Source organism: Amycolatopsis sp. Hca4, assembly GCF_013364075.1.
Lineage (GTDB): Bacteria > Actinomycetota > Actinomycetes > Mycobacteriales > Pseudonocardiaceae > Amycolatopsis.
On the sequence record NZ_CP054925.1, the window covers coordinates 906,990 to 925,763 of the forward strand.

13 protein-coding genes are annotated in these 18,774 nt (G+C 70.0%); 1 reads left to right on the forward strand and 12 read right to left on the reverse strand.

The features are described 5' to 3' along the window. Nucleotides 1–2: 2 nt before the first annotated feature. On the reverse strand, nucleotides 3–836 hold the full coding sequence (locus tag HUT10_RS03690) for a substrate-binding domain-containing protein (protein WP_176169862.1): 834 nt from the start codon (nucleotides 834–836) through the stop codon (nucleotides 3–5). 240 nt (nucleotides 837–1,076) lie between these two features. Here HUT10_RS03690 and HUT10_RS03695 point away from each other — a divergent pair, with 240 nt between their 5' ends. Continuing rightward, complete coding sequence (locus HUT10_RS03695) at nucleotides 1,077–2,522, forward strand: DUF1996 domain-containing protein (RefSeq protein WP_176169863.1); 1,446 nt, start codon at nucleotides 1,077–1,079, stop codon at nucleotides 2,520–2,522. A 97-nt stretch (nucleotides 2,523–2,619) separates the two neighbouring features. Here HUT10_RS03695 and mmsB read toward each other — a convergent pair whose 3' ends face one another. The 11 genes from mmsB to HUT10_RS03750 form a co-directional block, all read right to left on the reverse strand. Then, complete coding sequence (gene mmsB / locus HUT10_RS03700) at nucleotides 2,620–3,840, reverse strand: multiple monosaccharide ABC transporter permease (RefSeq protein WP_176169864.1); 1,221 nt, start codon at nucleotides 3,838–3,840, stop codon at nucleotides 2,620–2,622. After that, complete coding sequence (gene mmsA, locus HUT10_RS03705) at nucleotides 3,837–5,357, reverse strand: multiple monosaccharide ABC transporter ATP-binding protein (protein WP_176169865.1); 1,521 nt, start codon at nucleotides 5,355–5,357, stop codon at nucleotides 3,837–3,839. Before mmsA ends, mmsB begins: the two co-directional genes overlap by 4 nt. Further along, a complete protein-coding gene (gene chvE, locus HUT10_RS03710; RefSeq protein ID WP_176169866.1) occupies nucleotides 5,354–6,457 on the reverse strand; it encodes a multiple monosaccharide ABC transporter substrate-binding protein in 1,104 nt (367 codons plus the stop codon). Before chvE ends, mmsA begins: the two co-directional genes overlap by 4 nt. A gap of 17 nt (nucleotides 6,458–6,474) precedes the next feature. Further along, a complete protein-coding gene (gene araA, locus HUT10_RS03715) occupies nucleotides 6,475–7,983 on the reverse strand; it encodes an L-arabinose isomerase (protein WP_176169867.1) in 1,509 nt (502 codons plus the stop codon). 16 nt (nucleotides 7,984–7,999) lie between these two features. Further along, nucleotides 8,000–8,677, reverse strand: a complete 678-nt coding sequence (locus HUT10_RS03720; RefSeq protein ID WP_176169868.1) for an L-ribulose-5-phosphate 4-epimerase — start codon at nucleotides 8,675–8,677, stop codon at nucleotides 8,000–8,002. Next, nucleotides 8,677–10,305, reverse strand: a complete 1,629-nt coding sequence (araB, locus tag HUT10_RS03725; RefSeq protein WP_176169869.1) for a ribulokinase — start codon at nucleotides 10,303–10,305, stop codon at nucleotides 8,677–8,679. The genes HUT10_RS03720 and araB overlap by 1 nt, the downstream gene beginning before the upstream one ends. Nucleotides 10,306–10,375: 70 nt before the next feature. Next, a complete protein-coding gene (locus HUT10_RS03730; protein WP_176169870.1) occupies nucleotides 10,376–14,197 on the reverse strand; it encodes a LamG-like jellyroll fold domain-containing protein in 3,822 nt (1,273 codons plus the stop codon). Between the two features lie 18 nt (nucleotides 14,198–14,215). Then, on the reverse strand, nucleotides 14,216–15,199 hold the full coding sequence (yjfF, locus tag HUT10_RS03735) for a galactofuranose ABC transporter, permease protein YjfF (protein ID WP_176169871.1): 984 nt from the start codon (nucleotides 15,197–15,199) through the stop codon (nucleotides 14,216–14,218). Then, a complete protein-coding gene (locus tag HUT10_RS03740; protein WP_176169872.1) occupies nucleotides 15,196–16,239 on the reverse strand; it encodes an ABC transporter permease in 1,044 nt (347 codons plus the stop codon). The genes yjfF and HUT10_RS03740 overlap by 4 nt, the downstream gene beginning before the upstream one ends. Continuing rightward, complete coding sequence (locus HUT10_RS03745) at nucleotides 16,236–17,729, reverse strand: sugar ABC transporter ATP-binding protein (RefSeq protein WP_254897429.1); 1,494 nt, start codon at nucleotides 17,727–17,729, stop codon at nucleotides 16,236–16,238. The genes HUT10_RS03740 and HUT10_RS03745 overlap by 4 nt, the downstream gene beginning before the upstream one ends. Before the next feature lie 30 nt (nucleotides 17,730–17,759). Beyond that, nucleotides 17,760–18,740: an ABC transporter substrate-binding protein gene (locus HUT10_RS03750; protein WP_176169873.1), complete on the reverse strand. Its 981-nt coding sequence runs from the start codon at nucleotides 18,738–18,740 to the stop codon at nucleotides 17,760–17,762. Nucleotides 18,741–18,774 lie beyond the last annotated feature (34 nt).

Sequence of the window (18,774 nt, forward strand, 5' to 3'; positions counted from 1 at the left end):
GCTCAGGCACCCTTGAGGCAGCGGCTGCTCTCCCGCACCACCAGCTCGGCCTCGACCGTCGCCCACGCCGGTACCGCGACACCGTCGAGGCGGGCCGCCATCGTGGCCAGGGTGTGGCGGCCCGCCGCCAGGTAGTCCTGGCGGACCGTCGTCAGCGGTGGGGCGAAGTACGCCGCCTCGGGGACGTCGTCGAAGCCGACCACGTGGGCGTCGCGCGGGACCTGCATGCCCGCCTGGGTGAACGCTGCCAGCAGCCCCAGTGCCATGTGATCGTTCGCCGAAAACACCGCGCCCACCCCGGGTTCGACCGCCAGGGACTGGCCGGCCCGGAAACCCGACCGGGCGGACCAGTCGCCGCGGACCACCGGCGGCACCTCCGCGCCGTGGCGTTCGAGCGTCTCGCGCCAGCCCCGCTCGCGCGCACGGGCCACCGGCCCTTCCTCCGGGCCGCCGAGGTGCCAGACCGTCGCGTGGCCGAGCTGCAGGAGGTGCTCGGTCGCCTGGCGGGCTCCTGCGTACTGGTCGGTCGAGGCCGCCGGGACGAGCGGAATGGCGGCGACCGGGGCGAGCTCGGCCAGCAGGTGCCCGTCGAGCACCACGATCCCCGCCACACCCTGCAGCTGCAGACCGGCCACCGCGGCGAGCACCGCGGGGCCACTGGCACTCGAGACGCTGAAGACGCTCAGTGCGTACTCCTGCTCGCGGGCGGCGGCGCGCAGGCCGTGCAGGACGGGCCCCGACGCCGAGGCTCCGGTCGCGATCACCCCGAGCGTGCCCCGACGCCGGAGGGGCCGCGCGCGGAGGGGGCCGTCGGGACCTGCGTCGTCCACGGGCATGCGATGCATGTTAGCGATCACAGAGACAGACGTGAACTTTGTTCACCTTCCATAAATAACGAAAAGGTAACGTGCTGAACCGGTCCCCGACGGCGGCCGTTCCCCCCAATGCCGGAACCAGTGACACCGGGCGGGTTCCCCCGATACCCGCGCCCGATGCTCACTCCCCGGGTTCCGCGCGTCTCCAGACCGGGTGCGCAGGCTTTCTTCGGCGTGCCCGGACAACCGAACGAGGTGAACATGGCCCGGAATACTTCCCGCACCCCCGCCACGGGCAGACATCGCATCACCCGCCGCACGAAGATCGCGACCGGTGGCCTGGCGCTCGCGCTGGCCGTCGGCGGCATCGTCGTCGCGACGACCGCCGGGCGCACCGGCGAGGCGAGCGCCGACGAGGCCGACCCGTCGTTCTTCATCGACATCGCGAAGGTCCCTTCGGGCATCAACGTGAACAAGGCGCTGCAGCAGAAGGGCGCGCGAGGCACGTTCACCGTGGACTGCGGCCGCAACGAGAACCAGCACTTCAACCCGGACAACTTCATCGCCCAGCCCGGGATCAAGAACGGTGCCCAGCACCTGCACGACTACGTCGGCAACCTCTCCACCAACGCCGACTCGAACAACAAGAGCCTGGTCAAGGCGGGCACCACCTGCAAGAACGGCGACAAGTCCGCGTACTTCTGGCCGGTCGTGCGCATCGACACCGGCGACGCCGAGAAGAACCCGCCCGCCACCCAGCCCGACCGGGCGGGCAGCGCCAAGGACAAGGCGAGCACCCAGGTCGACTGCCCCGACGTCGCGAGCAAGCTGCCCGACGTCCCGGACCAGGCCATGGACGAGGTGAACCGCAACCTCGACCTGCTCGACAAGCAGATCGACGAGGCCAACAAGCGGATCGCGAACGGCGACCTCAAGACGCCGCAGGACATCCAGAACGCCGTCGTCGGCCCGCTCAAGGACAAGCGCGCCGCCACCATCGACCGGATCGCCATCGCGATCGGCCGCCGGGCCGCGAAGCCGACGAACCTCGGCGGGCTCGCGCAGTGCGCGCTCAAGCAGAACGGCAAGGGCGGCCTCGACAACGGCGGCCAGAACAGCAATGGTCAGGCGGCGGAACTGCCCGGCGTCAACGACAAGAACGAGGTCGGCGACAACGACGGCGAGATCCAGCGCGTCCAGTCGGCGACGATCACGTTCACCAGCGGCGGCGCGCAGAAGGTCGTCGCGATGCCGCAGTTCCTCCGGATCCTCTACGGCGACGCCAAGCAGAGCACCAACGGCCCGGCCAACGCCCGGCCCAGCTGGACCTGCACCGGCTTCGAGGACCGGCTGACCGACCACTACCCGATCTGCCCGCAGAACAGCAAGGTCGAGCGCATCCACGCCTTCCCCAACTGCTGGGACGGCAAGAACATCGACAGCACCAACCACCGCACGCACATCGTGTTCGCCGACCAGCAGGGCAAGTGCCCGCAGGGGTTCAAGAACGTGCCGCAGCTGGTGATCAAGCTGGTCTACAACATCCCGCACGACATCCAGGTGAAGGGCCAGTACAAAGTGGACGCCTTCGCCCAGGAGAAGCACAACCCGCGTTCGGACCACGACGACTTCGCCAACGTCATGGGCCAGCGCCTGATGAACCAGGTCGTCAACTGCATCAACACCGGCAAGCGCTGCAACCAGTAGTCCCGCGGGTGGCCGTGCCGGTTCCCGGCGCGGCCACGCCACGGCGAAGGCCGCCTCGGGGCGTGCACCCCGAGGCGGCCTTCGCGGGCGAACCTGGTCAGGAAGCGGCGCGGCGCTTCGTCCAGATGTCGTAGGCCACGGCCGCCAGCAGGACGACGCCCTTGACCAGCATCACCCGCTCGCTCGGGGCGCCGATCAGGGACATCCCGTTGTTGATCACCGCCATGATCAGGCCGCCGGTGATCGCGCCGACCACCTTGCCGACGCCGCCCTGGACCGCCGCGCCGCCGATGAAGGCCGCCGCGATCGCGTCCAGCTCGAAGTTGACGCCCGCCGTCGGGCCCGCCTGGTTCAGCCGGCCGGCGAAGATGATGCCCGCCAGCGCCGCCAGGACGCCCATGTTGACGAAGATCCAGAACGTCACCTGCTTGACCTTGACGCCCGAGAGCGTCGCGGCCTGCAGGTTGCCGCCCACGGCGTAGATGTGCCTGCCGAACACCGACTTCCCGGCCACCAGCGAGTAGCCGAGCACCAGTACGGCCAGCAGGATCAGCACCCACGGCAGGTTCTTGAACCGCGCCAGCTGCACGACCAGCGCCAGCACCAGCACCGCGATCCCGGCCAGCTTCAGCACGAACAGCGGGAACGGGTCGACGTCCTGGCCGTAGCCCAGCCTGCCCATCCGCTTGCGCCACTGGGTGAACACGATCCCGGCCACCGCGGCCACGCCGGCCAGCAGCGACACCAGGTCGGCGCCGCCGAGCGGGCCGAGGCCGATGTTGCCGAGGTAGCCGTCGGTGAAGCCGTTGGACAGCGTGCGGATCGCGTCCGGGAACGGGCCGATGCCCTGGTTGCCCAGCACGGTCAGGGTCAGCGCCCGGAACGCCAGCATGCCGGCCAGCGTCACGATGAACGCCGGGATGCCGAAGTAGGCGACCCAGTACCCCTGCCACGCGCCGATCGCCGCGCCGACGACGAGGGTGATCAGCACCGCGAGGAACCACGGCACGTGCGAATTCACCATCAGCACCGCCGACACCGCGCCGGTCATCGCGACCACCGACCCGGCGGACAGGTCGATGTGCCCCGAGATGATCACCAGGATCATCCCGATCGCGAGGATCAGCACGTAGCTGTTCTGCACGATGATGTTGGAGATGTTCTGCGGCTCCAGCAGCGCGCCACCGGTGAGCACCTCGAACAGCACCACGATCAGCGCGAACGCGACGTAGATGCCGCTCTGGCGCGGGTTGATCGAGATCCTCCGCTTGGAGCGCTCAACCGGGGGCGCGTCGGGCCGCGCTTCGGTCGTGGTCATTCCCGTTCCTTAGTCATGTACTGCATCAGCAGTTCCTGGGTGGCTTCCTCGCGCTGGGCTTCGCCGGTGATCCGCCCCGCCGAGAGCGCGTAGATCCGGTCGCAGAGCCCGAGCAGCTCCGGCAGCTCGGAGGAGATGACCAGCACGGCCTTCCCCTGCGCGGCGAGGGAGTTGATGATCGTGTAGATCTCGAACTTCGCGCCCACGTCGATGCCGCGGGTCGGTTCGTCCAGGATCAGCACGTCCGGATCGGTGAAGATCCACTTGGCCAGCACGACCTTCTGCTGGTTGCCGCCGGAGAGCTTCCCGGTCACGCTCTGCACGCTCGGCGCCTTGATCCGCAGATCACGGCGGTAGGAGTTGGCGGTGTCGTGCTCGGCGTGCTCGTTGACCCAGCCGCGCTTGGCCAGCTTGCCCAGCCCGGCCGCGGACACGTTGCGCTGGATGTCCTCGATCAGGTTGAGCCCGTAGCGCTTCCGGTCCTCGGTGGCGTAGGCGATCCCGTGCCGGACGGCGTCCTGCACCGTCCGGATTTCGATCTCCTCGCCGTGCTTGAAGATCCGGCCGGAGATGTCCTTGCCCCACGACCGGCCGAACACGCTCATCGCGAGCTCGGTGCGGCCGGCGCCCATCAGGCCGGCCAGTCCGACGATCTCCCCGCGCCGCAGCGAAAGCGACGCGCGGTCGACGACGACCCGCCCGGCTTGGGTGGGGCTGTGCACCGTCCAGTCCTCGATCCGCAGCACCTCTTCGCCGATCTCCGGCTCCCGGGGCGGGAACCGGTGCTCGAGGTCGCGCCCGACCATGCCGGTGATGATGCGCTCTTCCGTCAGCCCCGCCGCTTCGAGGGTCTCGATCGTCCGGCCGTCACGCAGGATCGTGACGTTGTCGGCGATCGCGGTCACCTCGCCGAGCTTGTGCGAGATGATCACGCACGTGACGCCTTCGTCCCGCAGCCCGCGCAGCAGCTCGAGCAGGTGGGCCGAGTCGTCGTCGTTGAGCGCCGCGGTGGGCTCGTCGAGGATCAGCAGCTTGACCTCTTTGGACAGTGCCTTGGCGATCTCGACCAGCTGCTGCTTGCCGACACCGAGTTCCTGCACCGCCCGCGTGGGGTTTTCGGCGAGGCCGACGCGCTTGAGCAGCGCGCCGGCCTCGTGGTTGGTGCGGTTCCAGTCGATCCAGCCCCGCTTCTGCTGTTCGTTGCCGAGGAAGATGTTCTCCGCGATCGACAACTGACCGCACAGCGCGAGTTCCTGGTGGATGATCACGATCCCGCGCCGTTCACTGTCGCGCACCGACCCGAACTCGCACCGCTGCCCGTCGAAGGTGATCTCGCCGTCGTAGCTCCCGTGCGGGTAGACGCCCGAGAGCACCTTCATCAGGGTGGACTTCCCGGCGCCGTTCTCCCCGCAGATCGCGTGGATTTCCCCGCGGCGCACGGAAAGGTTGACGTCCGACAGCGCCTTGACCCCGGGGAAGGTCTTGGTGATCCCGCGCATGCCGAGCAGTTCGGTCATTTCAGCTGACCTGCCGTGTAGTAGCCCGAGTCGACGAGTTCCTTCTGGTAGTTCGTCTTGTCCACGGTGACCGGCTGCAGCAGGTAGGACGGGACGACCTTCTTGCCGTTGTCGTAGTCCTTGGTGTTGTTGACCTCGGGCTTGCCGCCCTTGAGCACCGCGTCGGCCATCTTGACGGTGGTGTCGGCGAGCTTGCGGGTGTCCTTGAAGATCGTCGAGTACTGCTCACCGGCGATGATGGACTTGACCGAGGCGACCTCGGCGTCCTGGCCGGTGACGATCGGGTACGGCTGGCCGGCGGTGCCGTAGCCGTTGCTCTTCAGCGCCGAGAGGATGCCGATGGACAGGCCGTCGTACGGCGACAGCACGCCCTGGACCTTCGCGCCACCGGTGTAGGTCTTGGTGAGCAGGTCCTCCATGCGCCGCTGCGCGGTGGCCGGGTCCCAGCGCAGGATGGCCGCGCGGGCGAAGTCGGTCTGGCCGCTCTTGACGACCAGCTTGCCGCTGTCGATCAGGGGCTTGAGGACCGACATCGCGCCGTTGAAGAAGAAGGTCGCGTTGTTGTCGTCCGGCGAACCGGCGAACAGCTCGATGTTGAACGGACCCGCCCCGTCACCGAGGCCCTTGACCAGCGAGTTGGCCTGCTCGACGCCGACCTTGAAGTTGTCGAAGGTGGCGTAGTAGTCCACGTTCGGTGAATTGCGGATCAGCCGGTCGTAGGCGATGACCGGGATCTTCTTGTCGGCCGCCTCCTGCAGCTGGGTGGTGATGGCGGTGCCGTCGATCGAGGCGATGACCAGCAGCTTGGCGCCCTTGGTGATCTGGTTCTCGATCTGGTTCACCTGGGTGGGGATGTCGTTCTCGGCGTACTGCAGGTCGACCTGGTAGCCGAGCTTCTCCAGTGCGGCCTTGATGTTGTCGCCGTCGTGGATCCAGCGCTCCGACGACTTCGTCGGCATGGTGACGCCGACCAGGCCGCCCGCCGCGCTCGCGCTCGACTGCGCCGCCTGGTCCGCGGTCTTCTGGGACGAGCCGCACGCCGACAACGTCAGCGCGAGCCCCGCGGCAGCGAGCGCCGCGATTCCTCTGGTGAACTTCATCGTTCCTTCTTCCTTTCTCAGAAGCCCTGAGCGAGCCGGTGGTACGCCTGGTTCCAGCGGATGCGGTCGGCGAAATCGTGCGGCGTCGTGTCCTTGTCGATGACGAGGAGTTCCACGCCCAGCAGGTTCGCGAAGTCGCGAAGGGTCTCCGTGCTCACGGCCTGGGTGAGCACGGTGTGGTGCGGGCCGCCCGCGGTGATCCAGGACTCCGCGGACGTCGACAGCGACGGCGCCGGCTCCCAGACCGCGCGCGCGACCGGCAGGTTCGGCAGCGGCTCGTCCGGCGTGACGACGTCGATCTCGTTGGCCACCAGCCGGAACCGGTCGCCGAGGTCGACCAGGCCGAGCACGACACCCGGGCCGGGGGCGGCGTCGAACACGAGCCGGACCGGGTCTTCGCGGCCGCCGATGCCCAGCGCGTGGATCTCGCAGGACGGCTTGGCGGCGGCGATGCTCGGGCAGACCTCGAGCATGTGCGCGCCCAGGATCTTCGGCTTGCCGGGTCCGAAGTGGTAGGTGTAGTCCTCCATGAAGGACGTGCCACGGTCACGGCCGACGCTCATCGCCTTGACCGCGGCCAGCAGCGCCGAGGTCTTCCAGTCGCCCTCGCCGCCGAAGCCGTAGCCGTCGGCCATCAGCCGCTGCACCGCGAGACCGGGCAGCTGGCGGAGCCCGCCGAGGTCCTCGAAGTTCGTGGTGAACGCCCCGAACCCGCCGTCGGTGAGGAACTTCCGCAGCCCGGCTTCGATGCGCGCGGCGTACCGCAGCGACTCGTGCCGCGCTCCCCCGGCCGCGAGCTCCGGCACAACGTTGTATTCGTCGGCGTAGCGCCCCACCAGCGAGTCCACAGTGTCCTTTTCGGACACCGCGTCCACGAGCTCGACCAAGTCGTTGACGCCGTAGGTGTTGACCGAGACGCCGAAGCGCAGTTCGGCCTCGACCTTGTCGCCCTCGGTCACGGCGACGTCGCGCATGTTGTCGCCGAAGCGGGCCAGCCGCAGGTTGCGCAGGTGGTCGGCGCCGATCGCGGCCCGCGCCCACGCGTCGATCCGCGCGACCACGGCCGGGTCGGACACGTGCCCGGCCACCGTCTTGCGCGGCACGCCGAGGCGGGTCTGGATGAACCCGAACTCCCGGTCGCCGTGCGCGGCCTGGTTGAGGTTCATGAAGTCCATGTCGATGGTGGCCCACGGCAGCGTCTCGTTGAGCTGCGTGTGCAGGTGCAGCAGCGGCTTGCGCAGCGCGTCGAGCCCGGTGATCCACATCTTCGCGGGCGAGAAGGTGTGCATCCACGCGATCACGCCGACGCAGGCGGCGTCGGCGTTGGCCTCCTGCAGCACGCGGCGGATCGACGCGGCCTCGGTCAGCACCGGCTTGCCGACGATCTCGGCCGGGAGCGCGCCGGAGGCGGTGAGCAGCTGCTGGATGCGCAGCGACTGGCCGGCGACCTGCTCGAGGGTCTCCTCGCCGTAGAGGGCCTGGCTCCCGGTGAGGAACCAGAGCTGGGGTTTCGATGCCGAAGTCATCGTTCTCCTTGGGAAGTCAGTGCTGGCCGTAGACGTTCTGGTACCGGGCGTAGAGCCGGTCGACGTCCTCGGGCGGGAGGGGTTCGGGCGTGCCGAGCTCGAAGGACTTGTGGACGGTGCGGGCCACGTCCTCGACCATCACCGCGGCCTTGACCGCGTCGCGCGCGGTGCGGCCGACGGTGAAGGGGCCGTGGTTGCGCATCAGCACCGCCGGCGAGCGGCTGGAGCGAAGCGTTTCGACGATGCCGCGGCCGATGGAGTCGTCGCCGATCAGGGCGAACGGCCCGACCGGGATCTCGCCGCCGAACTCGTCGGCGATCATCGTCAGCACGCACGGGATCGGCTCACCGCGGGCCGCCCACGCGGTGGCGTAGGTCGAGTGGGTGTGCACCACCCCGCCGATCTCCGGCATGTGCCGGTAGACGTAGGCGTGCGCGGCGGTGTCCGACGACGGCGCGAGGTCGCCTTCGACGAGCTCGCCGTGCAGGTCGGTGACCACCATGGTGTCCGCGGAGAGGTTGTCGTAGGACACCCCCGAGGGCTTGATGACCAGCAGGTCCCGGCCGGGGACGCGGGCCGAGACGTTGCCCGCGGTCCAGATGACCAGCTCGTTGCGGGTCAGCTCGCCGTGCAGCTTCGCCACCGTGTCCCGCAGTTCGGCGACGGTGTCGAGCACTTCACCGGTCAGGGACATCAGGACCGTCCTTTCGCGACGGCTCGCTTGCGGGCGGCCAGGCGGTGCATGACATCGTTGCCGCCACGGCCGAAGTAGTCGTGGAGCTCGGTGTATTCGGCGTACAGCTCGTCGTAGGCGGTGACGTGCGCGGGCACCGGCCGGTACACCGCCCGCTCGACCGAGCCCATCGCGGCGGCGGCCGCGCGGATGTCCGCGTGCGCCCCGGCGGCGACGGCCGCGTGGATGGCCGACCCGAGCGCGGGCCCCTGCGCCGAGCCGATCACCGACAGCGGGAGGTTGGTGACGTCGGCGTAGATCTGCATCAGCAGCGCGTTCTTCGCCAGGCCGCCGGCGATGATCAGCTCCGTGACCGGGACCCCGGCGGCGTTGAACGTCTCGATGATCTTCCGGGTGCCGAAGGCGGTGGCCTCCAGCAGCGCGCGGTAGACGTCGTGGGCGCGGGTGGCGAGCGTCTGCCCGACGACCACGCCGGAGAGCTCGTGGTCGACCAGCACCGACCGGTTGCCGCTGTGCCAGTCCAGGGCGATCAGGCCGTGTTCGCCGATCTCCTGCTGGGCCGCGAGCCGGGTGAGCTCCTCGTGCGAGGCGTCGGCGAAGTGCTCGGCGAACCACCCGAAGATGTCGCCGACGCCGCTCTGGCCCGCCTCGTAGCCCCACAGCCCTGGCACGATGCCGCCTTCGACGACGCCGCACATGCCCGGCACCTCGTGCAGTTCGGCGCCGTTCATCACGTGGCACGTCGAGGTGCCCATGATCGCCACCATCTGCCCCGGTTCGACGGCCTGGGCGGCGGGCGCGCTGACGTGGGCGTCAACGTTGCCAACGGCCACGGCGATGCCTTCGGGCAGCCCGGTCCACCCGGCGGCCTCCGCCGACAGGGACCCGGCACGGGAGCCCAGCTGGCCCAGCGGGTGCTCCAGCTTGTCGGCCACGAAGTCCTCGAAACCGGGGGCGAGCTCGCGGAGGAAGTCGCGGCTCGGGTACTGGCCGTCCTGCAGGATGCCCTTGTAGCCGGCGGTGCAGGCGTTGCGCACGTAGGTGCCGGTGAGCTGCCAGACGATCCAGTCCGCCGCCTCCACCCAGTGCCGCATCGCGGCGTAGACCTCGGGCGCCTCTTCGAAGACCTCCAGTCCCTTGGCGAACTCCCACTCCGAGGAGATCAGCCCGCCGTAGCGCGGGAGCCACTTTTCGCCGCGGGCGCGGGCCAGCTCGTTGATCCGCACGGCCTGCGGCTGCGCCGAGTGGTGCTTCCACAGCTTCACGTACGCGTGCGGGTTGCCCTCGAACTCGGGCAGCTCGCACAGCGGCGTCCCGTCCGCGGTCGTCGGCACCATCGTGCACGCGGTGAAGTCGGTGGCGATGCCGACGACGTCGCCCGGGTCGACGCCGGCGTCCCGCAGCGCCGCCGGTACGGCGTTGCGGAGCACCCCGACGTAGTCCGCCGGCACCTGCAGCGCCCATTCCGGCGGCAGCGCGCGGCCCGTCGCGGGCAGCGTCTCGTCGAGCACCCCGTGCGGGTACTCGAAGACGCCGGAACCGAGCTCGGCCCCGTCGGCCACGCGCACGACCACCGCGCGGCCGGACAGGGTGCCGAAGTCGACGCCGACGGTGAGTGGTTCTCCCACGGTGTCTTCCCTCCTGGTTGGTGACCGGGACGCGGCGCGGGCGGCGGTGTACGCGCCGCGTCCCGGGGTCTTAGCGGCCGGTGAGGACCAGCGTCGTCACCGAGTTGGCCGGCAGCGTCAGCTTCGACGTCGCGGCCAGCCCGGTGATCTCCCTGGTCTGCGGCACGATGGCGGTCGGCGCGGCGAGGCTGTTGCGCCCCGCCGGATCGCCGGTGAGTGTGGTGAGTGTCCCGGTGCCGTCGACGGCGGTGACGCCGGTGAGCGACAGCCGGGCGGTCTGCACCTGACCGGACGGGTTGACGAGTTTGACCGTGAAGGTCTTCCTTCCGCTCTTCGTGGTCACGTTGACCACCTGCCGCAGGGGGCTGCCCTGGTTGAGGCGGCTGGTCACGATCTGCTTGCCCAAGGTGCTGGAGAACATCTGCTGCACCCAGTACGACGGCGAGGCGTAGCTCGTCCCGGCGTCGAAGCCGATCAGGTTGACCGGCCAGTTGGACTGGTTCTCCTGCACCAGCACCGGCGCGTACATCGAGCCGATGACGACGTCGCTGTTGCGTTCGAGGCCGGTGAGGAACGCGGCCTCGCCGATGGCGGCGGCCAGCGTGCCGGTGGGCCTGCCGTCCTGGGCGCCGTACTCGCCGACGAGGATGTCCGGGCCGGACCGGTCGGCGGTGTCGTAGCGGGTCGAGTTGTCGGTGAACCACTGCGGCGACTGGTAGTAGTGGTCGTCCGCGGCGTCCGGGCGGATGCCCGGCGTGGCCGACGCGGCCCCGCCCTGCAGGCCGCCGGTGGTGGCGACGACGGTCAGCTGCGGGTACTTCGCCTTGATGGCGTTGAACATGTCCGTGTAGCGCCAGGCGTAGCTGCCCGAGCCGTCGAACCAGTCCTCGTTGCCGACCTCGACGTAGTGCAGGTCGAACGGCGCCGGGTGCCCGTCGGCGATCCGCTTGGCACCCCACGTCGTGGAGCTGTCGCCGATGGCGTACTCGATTTCGTCGAGGGCCTCCTGGACGTACTGCGGGTAGTCGGCCTGGCTGACGTGCTGGCCGTTCAACGTGTAGCCGGCGAACAGCGCGAGCAGCGGCTGGGCGCTGATGTCCTCGGCGAGCTTCAGGTAGTCGAGGATGCCGAAGCCGTCGGTGGACCAGTAACCCCACGCGGTGTTCTGGTGGCCGGGCCGCTCTTCGAGCTTGCCGATGGACTTCTTCCACTCGAAGCGGGTGTCGAGCGTGTTGCCCTCGAGGTAGTTGCCGCCCGGGACGCGGAACAGGCCCAGCTTCATCGCCGCGAGCTTCTGCCCGAGGTCCGCGCGGACGCCGTTGGGGCGGTTCTTGAAGGTCGGCGGGAACAGCGACACCTGCTGGAACCAGGCGTCCCCGCTCAGGGCCTTCTTCCCCTTGTTGAGCAGCGAAACGACGATCCGGTTGTCGGTGGACGCGGTGATCGTCGACGGCGTCGTGAAGCTGAACGTCTGCTGCGCCCACCCGGCCCCGACCGGCTGGACGTCCTTGCTCGCCAGGACCGTGCCGTCCGGCTTCTCCAGGCTGACCCGGACCGCGCCGGTCCAGCTGCCCTTGGCGAAGAAGCTGCCGGTGTACTTCGTGGCCGGCTTGGCGGCGACGCCGTAGAAGCCCACGTTCGCGGCCGCCACCCGGCCCGCGGGCGGGACGGTGTCGGCGTGCAGCTTCAGCGAGCGGTCGAGCGCGGTGTTGAGCGGGTTCGCGGTGTCGACCGCGTAGGTGCCGGCCGCCCCCGCCGAAGTGAGCAGCGACCAGTACGGCACCGGCGTGTCGCCCGCGCCGCTGCCGGGCTGGTAGCCCTCCTTGAACGTGCGGTTGCGGACGAGTTCGGCGTAGAGCCCGCCTTCGACCGAGTGGCTGATGTCTTCGAGGATCGAGCCGTACGTCGTCGGCCGGGTGTTCGCGCGGACGACGTTGGCGTCGACGGCCAGCTGGTTCGCTCCGGCGAGGGCGCCGATCTGCGCGGCGGTCAGCGGGAAGCGGCGCAGCTCGACCTCGTCGACCGCCCCGGTGAACCCGGCCCCGACGGTGAACGGCGCCGCCGCGGTGCCCGAAGCCGGGCAGGCGGAGACGTCGAGCGTCGTGCCGGCCGGCGTGCCGCAGGTGCTGGTGACCGCGGCCGCGTCGCCGTCGGCGTAGACGGTCAGCCGCTGGGCGGCCCGGTCGAGAACCAGGGCGGCGTGGTGCCAGGCGCCGTCGGCGAGGCCGCCGCCGGTGGTGGTCACCTGGATCGTGCCGACCCGGGCGGTGAGCTTGCCGCCGGTGACGCCGAGCGCGTAGCCGTCGCCGTGGTCGACCAGGGTGCCCGCCGCGGTGGTGCGGAACCACGCGGCCAGCGAGAGCGAGCCGGTGCCGGTGTCGAACGCGGGCGAGCTGCCCATGTCCACAGTGGACTTGCCGTCGAGCTGCACGGCCCGGCCGGCCGCACCGGCGGTCCAGGTGGCCCCGCGGAGCGTGCCGTCGGCCGCGTTGGCCGAGGCATCCCGGGCGACCGTGCCGGTCCCTTCGTCGAAGTGCCACGAACCACCGGCCGCCAGCGCGGCCACGGCCGAGGCGGTCAGCGGCGTCGGATACGCGCGGACGTCGTCGATGCCGCCGTCGAACCAGTCGACCGGGCTGCCCGCCCACTTGCCGCGGCCGATCTCCAGGTGCCCGGCCGCGGTCCACGGCGTGGTGAACGGGACGCTCTGCTGCAGCGTTCCGTTGACGTACAGGGAAAGCGTGCCGGCTGCCCGGTTGTAGACGCCGACCACGTGCTGCCACTGGTCGGCCTGCGCGGGCAGCGTCGACACGGCCGAGGAGGAAGCCGAATCGCCGTCGCTCGCGCGCCGGGTGAAGGCGAACCGGCCGTCGGCGGCGCGCTGCAGGTAGAAGCCGCTGATCGCCGAGCCGTCGACGCTCACCGCGGTCCGGAAGCCGGTCGCCGCGGTGGGCTTGACCCACGCCGACACCGAGAAGCTCTGCGCCGTGTCCACGACCGGCGCCGGGACGTCGACCGCGGCGTCGGTGCCGTTCAGCGCGACGCCGTGCGGGCCGACGACCCCGTCACCCCAGCCCGCGCCGCCGGTCAGCGTGGCGGTGCGCGCGTCGAGCGAGTCGTCCGCGGTCGTGGTGCCGCTGCCCTCGTCGAGGCGCCAGTGCCCGGCGGTGGCCAGGCGGGCGGCGTCCGCGGCGGACAGCGGGCCCGAGTAGGCGCGCACGTCGTCGATCGAGCCGTCGACGAAGTCCACCGGGTTGCCGCCGTACTTGCCGCGGCCGATCACCAGGTGCCCGGTGCCCGCCCAGCTGGTGGGCGCAGCGACGGTCGCCTGGCGGGTGCCGTCGACGTACAGCGACAACGTCGACGCGGCGGCGTCGTACACACCGGCCAGCTGGTACCACTGGCCCGCCACGGGATCGAAGTTCGCGCCCGCCACCACACCGTCGGCCGGAGCGTCCCCGGCCAGGCGGGTGAAGGCGAACCGGCGCGAGTCGTCGCGGAACTGCAGGAAGAAGTTGCTCACCTGGGCGCCGTCGACGCTGACGAACGTCTGGAAGCCCGACGTCTTGTCCAGCTTCACCCAGCTGCTCACCGAGAAGCTCTTCGTCGTGTCGAGCACCGGCGCGCCCGCGTCGGCGAAACCGTTCGCGCCGTCGGTCGTCAGTGCCCCGCCGCGGATGCCCGGGCCCCAGCCCGCTCCCCCGGTCAACGTGGCCGGGTGGCTGCCCGCGGTGTCGGCGGCGGTCGTCCCGCTGCCGTCGTCGAACGTCCAGTGCCCCGCCAGGGCCGGGTCGGTGTCGGCCGCGGCGGCCGGCGCCGCCGCGATGGGCACGGCGGAGCACAGCGCCAGCGCGGCGAGCACGGCCGTGGGCCGCCGCAGTCTGCGGAGCATGACTCTCCCTCGGGGTTTTCAGCGGGTCCGTCGGGTGACGAGACGCTGCAGGACGATGAACACGAACAGGAGAGCCCCGGTGATGATCGAGGTCCACCAGGAGTTGAGGGTGCCGTCGAAGGTGATCAGGGTCTGGATGATGCCCAGCACCATGATCCCCAGCACGGTGCCCAGGACGTAACCGGAACCACCGGTCAGGATGGTGCCGCCGATGACGACCGCGGCGATCGCGGTCAGCTCCAGGCCGACGCCGTTGAGCGGGTCGCCCGAGGACTTGTAGAGCACCAGCAGCAGCCCGCCGAGCGCCGAGCAGACCCCGCTGATCGTGTACACCGCGATCTTCGTGCGGCCGGTCTTGAGACCCATCAGCATCGCGGACTGCGCGTTGCCGCCGATCGAGTAGACCGTGCGCCCGAACCGGGTGAAGGCCAGGACGTAGGCCGCCGCGGCGACGACCACCAGCGCGACCACCACGCTGATCGAGATGTGCAGCTCCCCGCCGAGCGGGAGCTGCGTCTGGGCCAGGGTGGCGATCGTGGCGTTGTCGATCGAGTACGCCTCGGTCGTGATCGTGTAGCAGAGGCCGCGGGCGAAGAACATCCCGATCAGCGTCGCGATGAACGGCTGGATCTCGAAGAAGTGGATCAGCGCGCCCATCCCGGCGCCCAGTACCGCCCCGACCACCAGCACCACGGCGATCGCCGCGTACGCCGGCCAGCCGTGCTTCTGCATCAGGTCGCCGGAGATCACCGTGGACAGCGCGACCACCGAGCCGACCGACAGGTCGATGCCGCCGGTGAGGATCACGAACGTCATGCCGACCGCGACCACGAGCAGGAAGGCGTTGTTGATGAACAGGTCGAGGATGACCTGCCCGGACCCGAAGGCCTCGTACTGGACCGCGCCGAACACGTACGCGGCGATCAGCAGCGCCAGCGTCGCGAGGATCGGCACGTGCCGCTGCTGCGGCCGGTAGCCCTTCACGCGGGCGAGGGTGGTCATGCGGTGACCTCGACCTTCTCCGGAGCGGGGGTGGGCGCCGGGGCGACCGGGCGGGCTCCCCGCCTGCGGAACCGGCGGCGGAACGCGGGCGACTGCAGGAGGCACACCACCAGCACGACGATGGCCTTGAACAGCATGATCGACTCCGGCGGGATGCCCAGTGCGTAGACGGTGGTGGTGAGCGTCTGGATGAGCAGCGCGCCGATCACCGCGCCGCCGAGGGAGAACCGGCCGCCGGTCAGCTGGGTGCCGCCGACGACGACGGCGAGGATCGCGTCGAGCTCGATGAACAGCCCGGCGTGGTTGGCGTCGGCGCTGTGCACGTTCGCGCTGATCATCAGCCCGGCGATGCCCGCGCAGAGCGCGCAGAAGACGTAGACGAGCCAGGTCAGCCGCGCCGAGCGGAGCCCGGCCAGGCGGCTGGCTTCGGGGTTGCCGCCGACGGCCTCGACGAGCAGGCCGAGCGCGGAGCGCCGGACGAGCACCGACGCCAGCACGAACACGGCCAGCGCGATGAGGATGGCGCTGGGCAGGGTGAACAGGAACCCGCTGCCGATCCACTCGAACGAGTGAGAGTTGACGGTGATGATCTGCCCGCCGCTGATCAGCTGCGCGATGCCCCGGCCGGCGACCATGAGGATCAGCGTCGCGATGATCGGCTGGATGCCCAGCGCCGCGACCAGCCAGCCGTTCCACACCCCGAGCACCAGCGAGAGGCCGAGTGCCAGTCCGAACGCGACCAGCGTCGTGCCCGCGCCGTCCGGGTTGTCGCTGATCCACAGGCAGGCGAGCGAGCCGCTGATCGCCACCACCGCGCCGACCGAGAGGTCGATGCCGCGGGTGGCGATCACCAGCGTCATGCCGATCGCGATGAGGATCAGCGGCGCGCCGTTCTTCAGGATGTCGACGAGGTTCCCGTAGAGGTGCCCGTCGCGCAGCTCGATCTTGAAGAAGGACGGGCTCGCGATCAGGTCACCCAGCAGCAGCACCAGCAGGGCCACCACGGGCCAGAAGAGCCGGTGTTTCGTCAAGCGGGTCATGCCTGCACCCCCTCGGCCATCGTGGCCATGATGTCGTCCGCGGTGAGCGCCTGGTTTTCCCGCTCCGCCACGACCTTGCGGTCCCGCAGCACCACGACCCGGTGGCTCAGCCGCAGGACCTCTTCGAGTTCGGCGGAGATGTACACGACGGCCATGCCGTCACCCGAGAGCTGGGTGACCAGCCGCTGGATCTCCGTCTTGGCGCCGATGTCGATGCCGCGGGTGGGCTCGTCGAGGATCAGCAGCCGCGGTTCGGTGATGAGCCAGCGGGCCAGCAGCACCTTCTGCTGGTTGCCGCCGGAGAGGTTGCCCACCAGGGCTTCCGGGTTGGCGGGCCGGATGTCGAGTGCCTTGATGTACTTCTCGGCGATTTCGTCCTGGCGGCGGCGCGACAGCGGCCGTGCCCAGCCGCGGGAGGCCTGCAGCGCCAGCACGATGTTCTCGCGGACGGTCAGTTCCTCGACCAGGCCTTCGGCCTTGCGGTTCTCCGAGAGGAACGCGATCTTGTGGTCGAGCCCGGCCCGCGGGGTCCGCAGCGAAGTCGTCGCGCCGTCGACCTGCACCGAGCCGCTGTCGGCGTGGTCGGCGCCGAAGAGCAGCCGGGCGAGTTCGGTGCGGCCGGAGCCGAGGAGGCCGGCCAGCCCGACCACCTCGCCCTGGTGGATGGCGAGGTCGAACGGCTCGACGCCACCCTTGCGGCCGAGGCCTTCGGCGGCCAGCAGCACGGGAGCGCCGGCCACTTCGGCGCGGCTGGGGCCGGAGTCCTCCAGGTCCTCGAGGACCTGGAGCTCCTTGCCGATCATCCGGGTGACCAGCTCGACCGGGGTGATGTCGACGGTCTTGTACTCGCCGATGAGCTTTCCGTTGCGCAGCACGGTCATCCGGTCGGCGATGGCGAAGACCTGGTCGATGAAGTGGGAGACGAACAGGATCGCCATCCCGCTCTCGCGCAGGGACCGGACGACCTTCAGCAGCTGCTCGACCTCGCCGGTGTCCAAACTGGACGTCGGTTCGTCGAGGACGAGCACCCGCGCGTCGACGTCGAGCGCGCGGGCGATCGCCACCAGCTGCTGCACCGCGATGGAGCAGGTGGACAGCTCGGCCGAGACGTCGACGTGGACGTCCAGCCGGGCCAGCAGTTCCTCGGCCCGCCGCCGCATCGGGCCCCACTGGATGCGGCCGAAGCGGCGGGGTTCCCGGCCGAGGCAGACGTTTTCCGCCACCGACAGGTTCGGGCAGAGGTTGACTTCCTGGTAGACCGTGCTGATGCCGGCCTGCTGGGCCTCGCCGGGCCCGCCGAAGGAGACGGCGGTCCCGGCGAGGGTGATGGTGCCCGCGTCCACGCCGTAGACCCCGGTCAGCACCTTGATCAGGGTGGACTTGCCGGCGCCGTTCTCCCCCATCAGCGCGTGGACCTCGCCCGGGAACAGGCGGAAGTCGACGCCGTCGAGGGCGAGGACGCCGGGGAACTCCTTGCGGATCCCGGTCATGGTCAGGATTTCGGTGGACACGGGGACCTCTCAGTACTGCCGCTGCGGCAGCGCGGCCTTGGCCGACGCCTGGTCGAACTCGGTCTCCTGGGTCTCGATGCGGGCGGGCACCTGCTCGCCGGCGGCGACCTTCTTGACCAGGTCCATCAGCTGCGGGCCGAGCAGCGGGTTGCATTCGACGACGTGGTTGATCTTGCCGTCGGCCAGCGCCGTCAGCGCGTCCTTCACGCCGTCGACCGAGACGATCTTGATGTCCTTGCCCGGGACCTTGCCGGCGGCTTCGATGGCCTCGATGGCGCCGAGGGCCATGTCGTCGTTGTGGGCGTAGAGGACGTCGATCTTCGGCTGGGACTTCAGGAAGGCCTCCATGACCTCCTTGCCCTTGGCGCGGGTGAACTCACCGGTCTGCGACGCGACGATCTTGTACTTCGGGTCCGCCGCGATGACGTCCGCGAAGCCCTTCTTGCGGTCGTTGGCCGGCGCCGAGCCGGTGGTGCCCTGCAGCTCGACGATGTTGACCTGGCCGGTGGCGCTGCCGAACTCCTTGGTCAGCCACTCCCCCGCCTTCTTGCCCTCGGCGATGAAGTCGGAGCCGAGGAAGGTCTTGTAGAGCGACTTGTCCGGCGAGTCGATCGCGCGGTCGGTCAGGATGACCGGGATGTTGGCGTTCTTCGCCTCCTTGAGGACGGTGTCCCAGCCGGACTCGACGACCGGCGAGAAGGCGATGACCTTGACCTTCTGCTGGATGTACGAGCGGATCGCGGAGATCTGGTTCTCCTGCTTCTGCTGCGCGTCGGAGAACTTCAGCTCGATCCCGGCGGTCTTCGCCGATTCCTGGATGGACTTGGTGTTCGCCGTCCGCCAGCCGCTCTCGGCGCCGACCTGGGCGAAGCCGAGCGTGATCGCCCCGCCCGAACCGCCGGACGAACCGCCACTCCCGCAGGCGGTGAGCAGCACGAGTCCGGCCGCCGCGGCCGCCGCGGCGGCCCATCGCTTCTTCAGCACGTTCACTCCTCGATCGACGGTGATCTGTGGGAAAACCTGT

Coding starts and splice junctions, on each gene's coding strand:
- HUT10_RS03690 (WP_176169862.1), bottom strand. CDS start 836: ATGCCCGTGGACGACGCAGGTCCCGACGGCCCCCTCCGCGCGCGGCCC.
- HUT10_RS03695 (WP_176169863.1), top strand. CDS start 1,077: ATGGCCCGGAATACTTCCCGCACCCCCGCCACGGGCAGACATCGCATC.
- mmsB (WP_176169864.1), bottom strand. CDS start 3,840: ATGACCACGACCGAAGCGCGGCCCGACGCGCCCCCGGTTGAGCGCTCC.
- mmsA (WP_176169865.1), bottom strand. CDS start 5,357: ATGACCGAACTGCTCGGCATGCGCGGGATCACCAAGACCTTCCCCGGG.
- chvE (WP_176169866.1), bottom strand. CDS start 6,457: ATGAAGTTCACCAGAGGAATCGCGGCGCTCGCTGCCGCGGGGCTCGCG.
- araA (WP_176169867.1), bottom strand. CDS start 7,983: ATGACTTCGGCATCGAAACCCCAGCTCTGGTTCCTCACCGGGAGCCAG.
- HUT10_RS03720 (WP_176169868.1), bottom strand. CDS start 8,677: ATGTCCCTGACCGGTGAAGTGCTCGACACCGTCGCCGAACTGCGGGAC.
- HUT10_RS03730 (WP_176169870.1), bottom strand. CDS start 14,197: ATGCTCCGCAGACTGCGGCGGCCCACGGCCGTGCTCGCCGCGCTGGCG.
- yjfF (WP_176169871.1), bottom strand. CDS start 15,199: ATGACCACCCTCGCCCGCGTGAAGGGCTACCGGCCGCAGCAGCGGCAC.
- HUT10_RS03740 (WP_176169872.1), bottom strand. CDS start 16,239: ATGACCCGCTTGACGAAACACCGGCTCTTCTGGCCCGTGGTGGCCCTG.
- HUT10_RS03745 (WP_254897429.1), bottom strand. CDS start 17,729: ATGACCGGGATCCGCAAGGAGTTCCCCGGCGTCCTCGCCCTCGACGGC.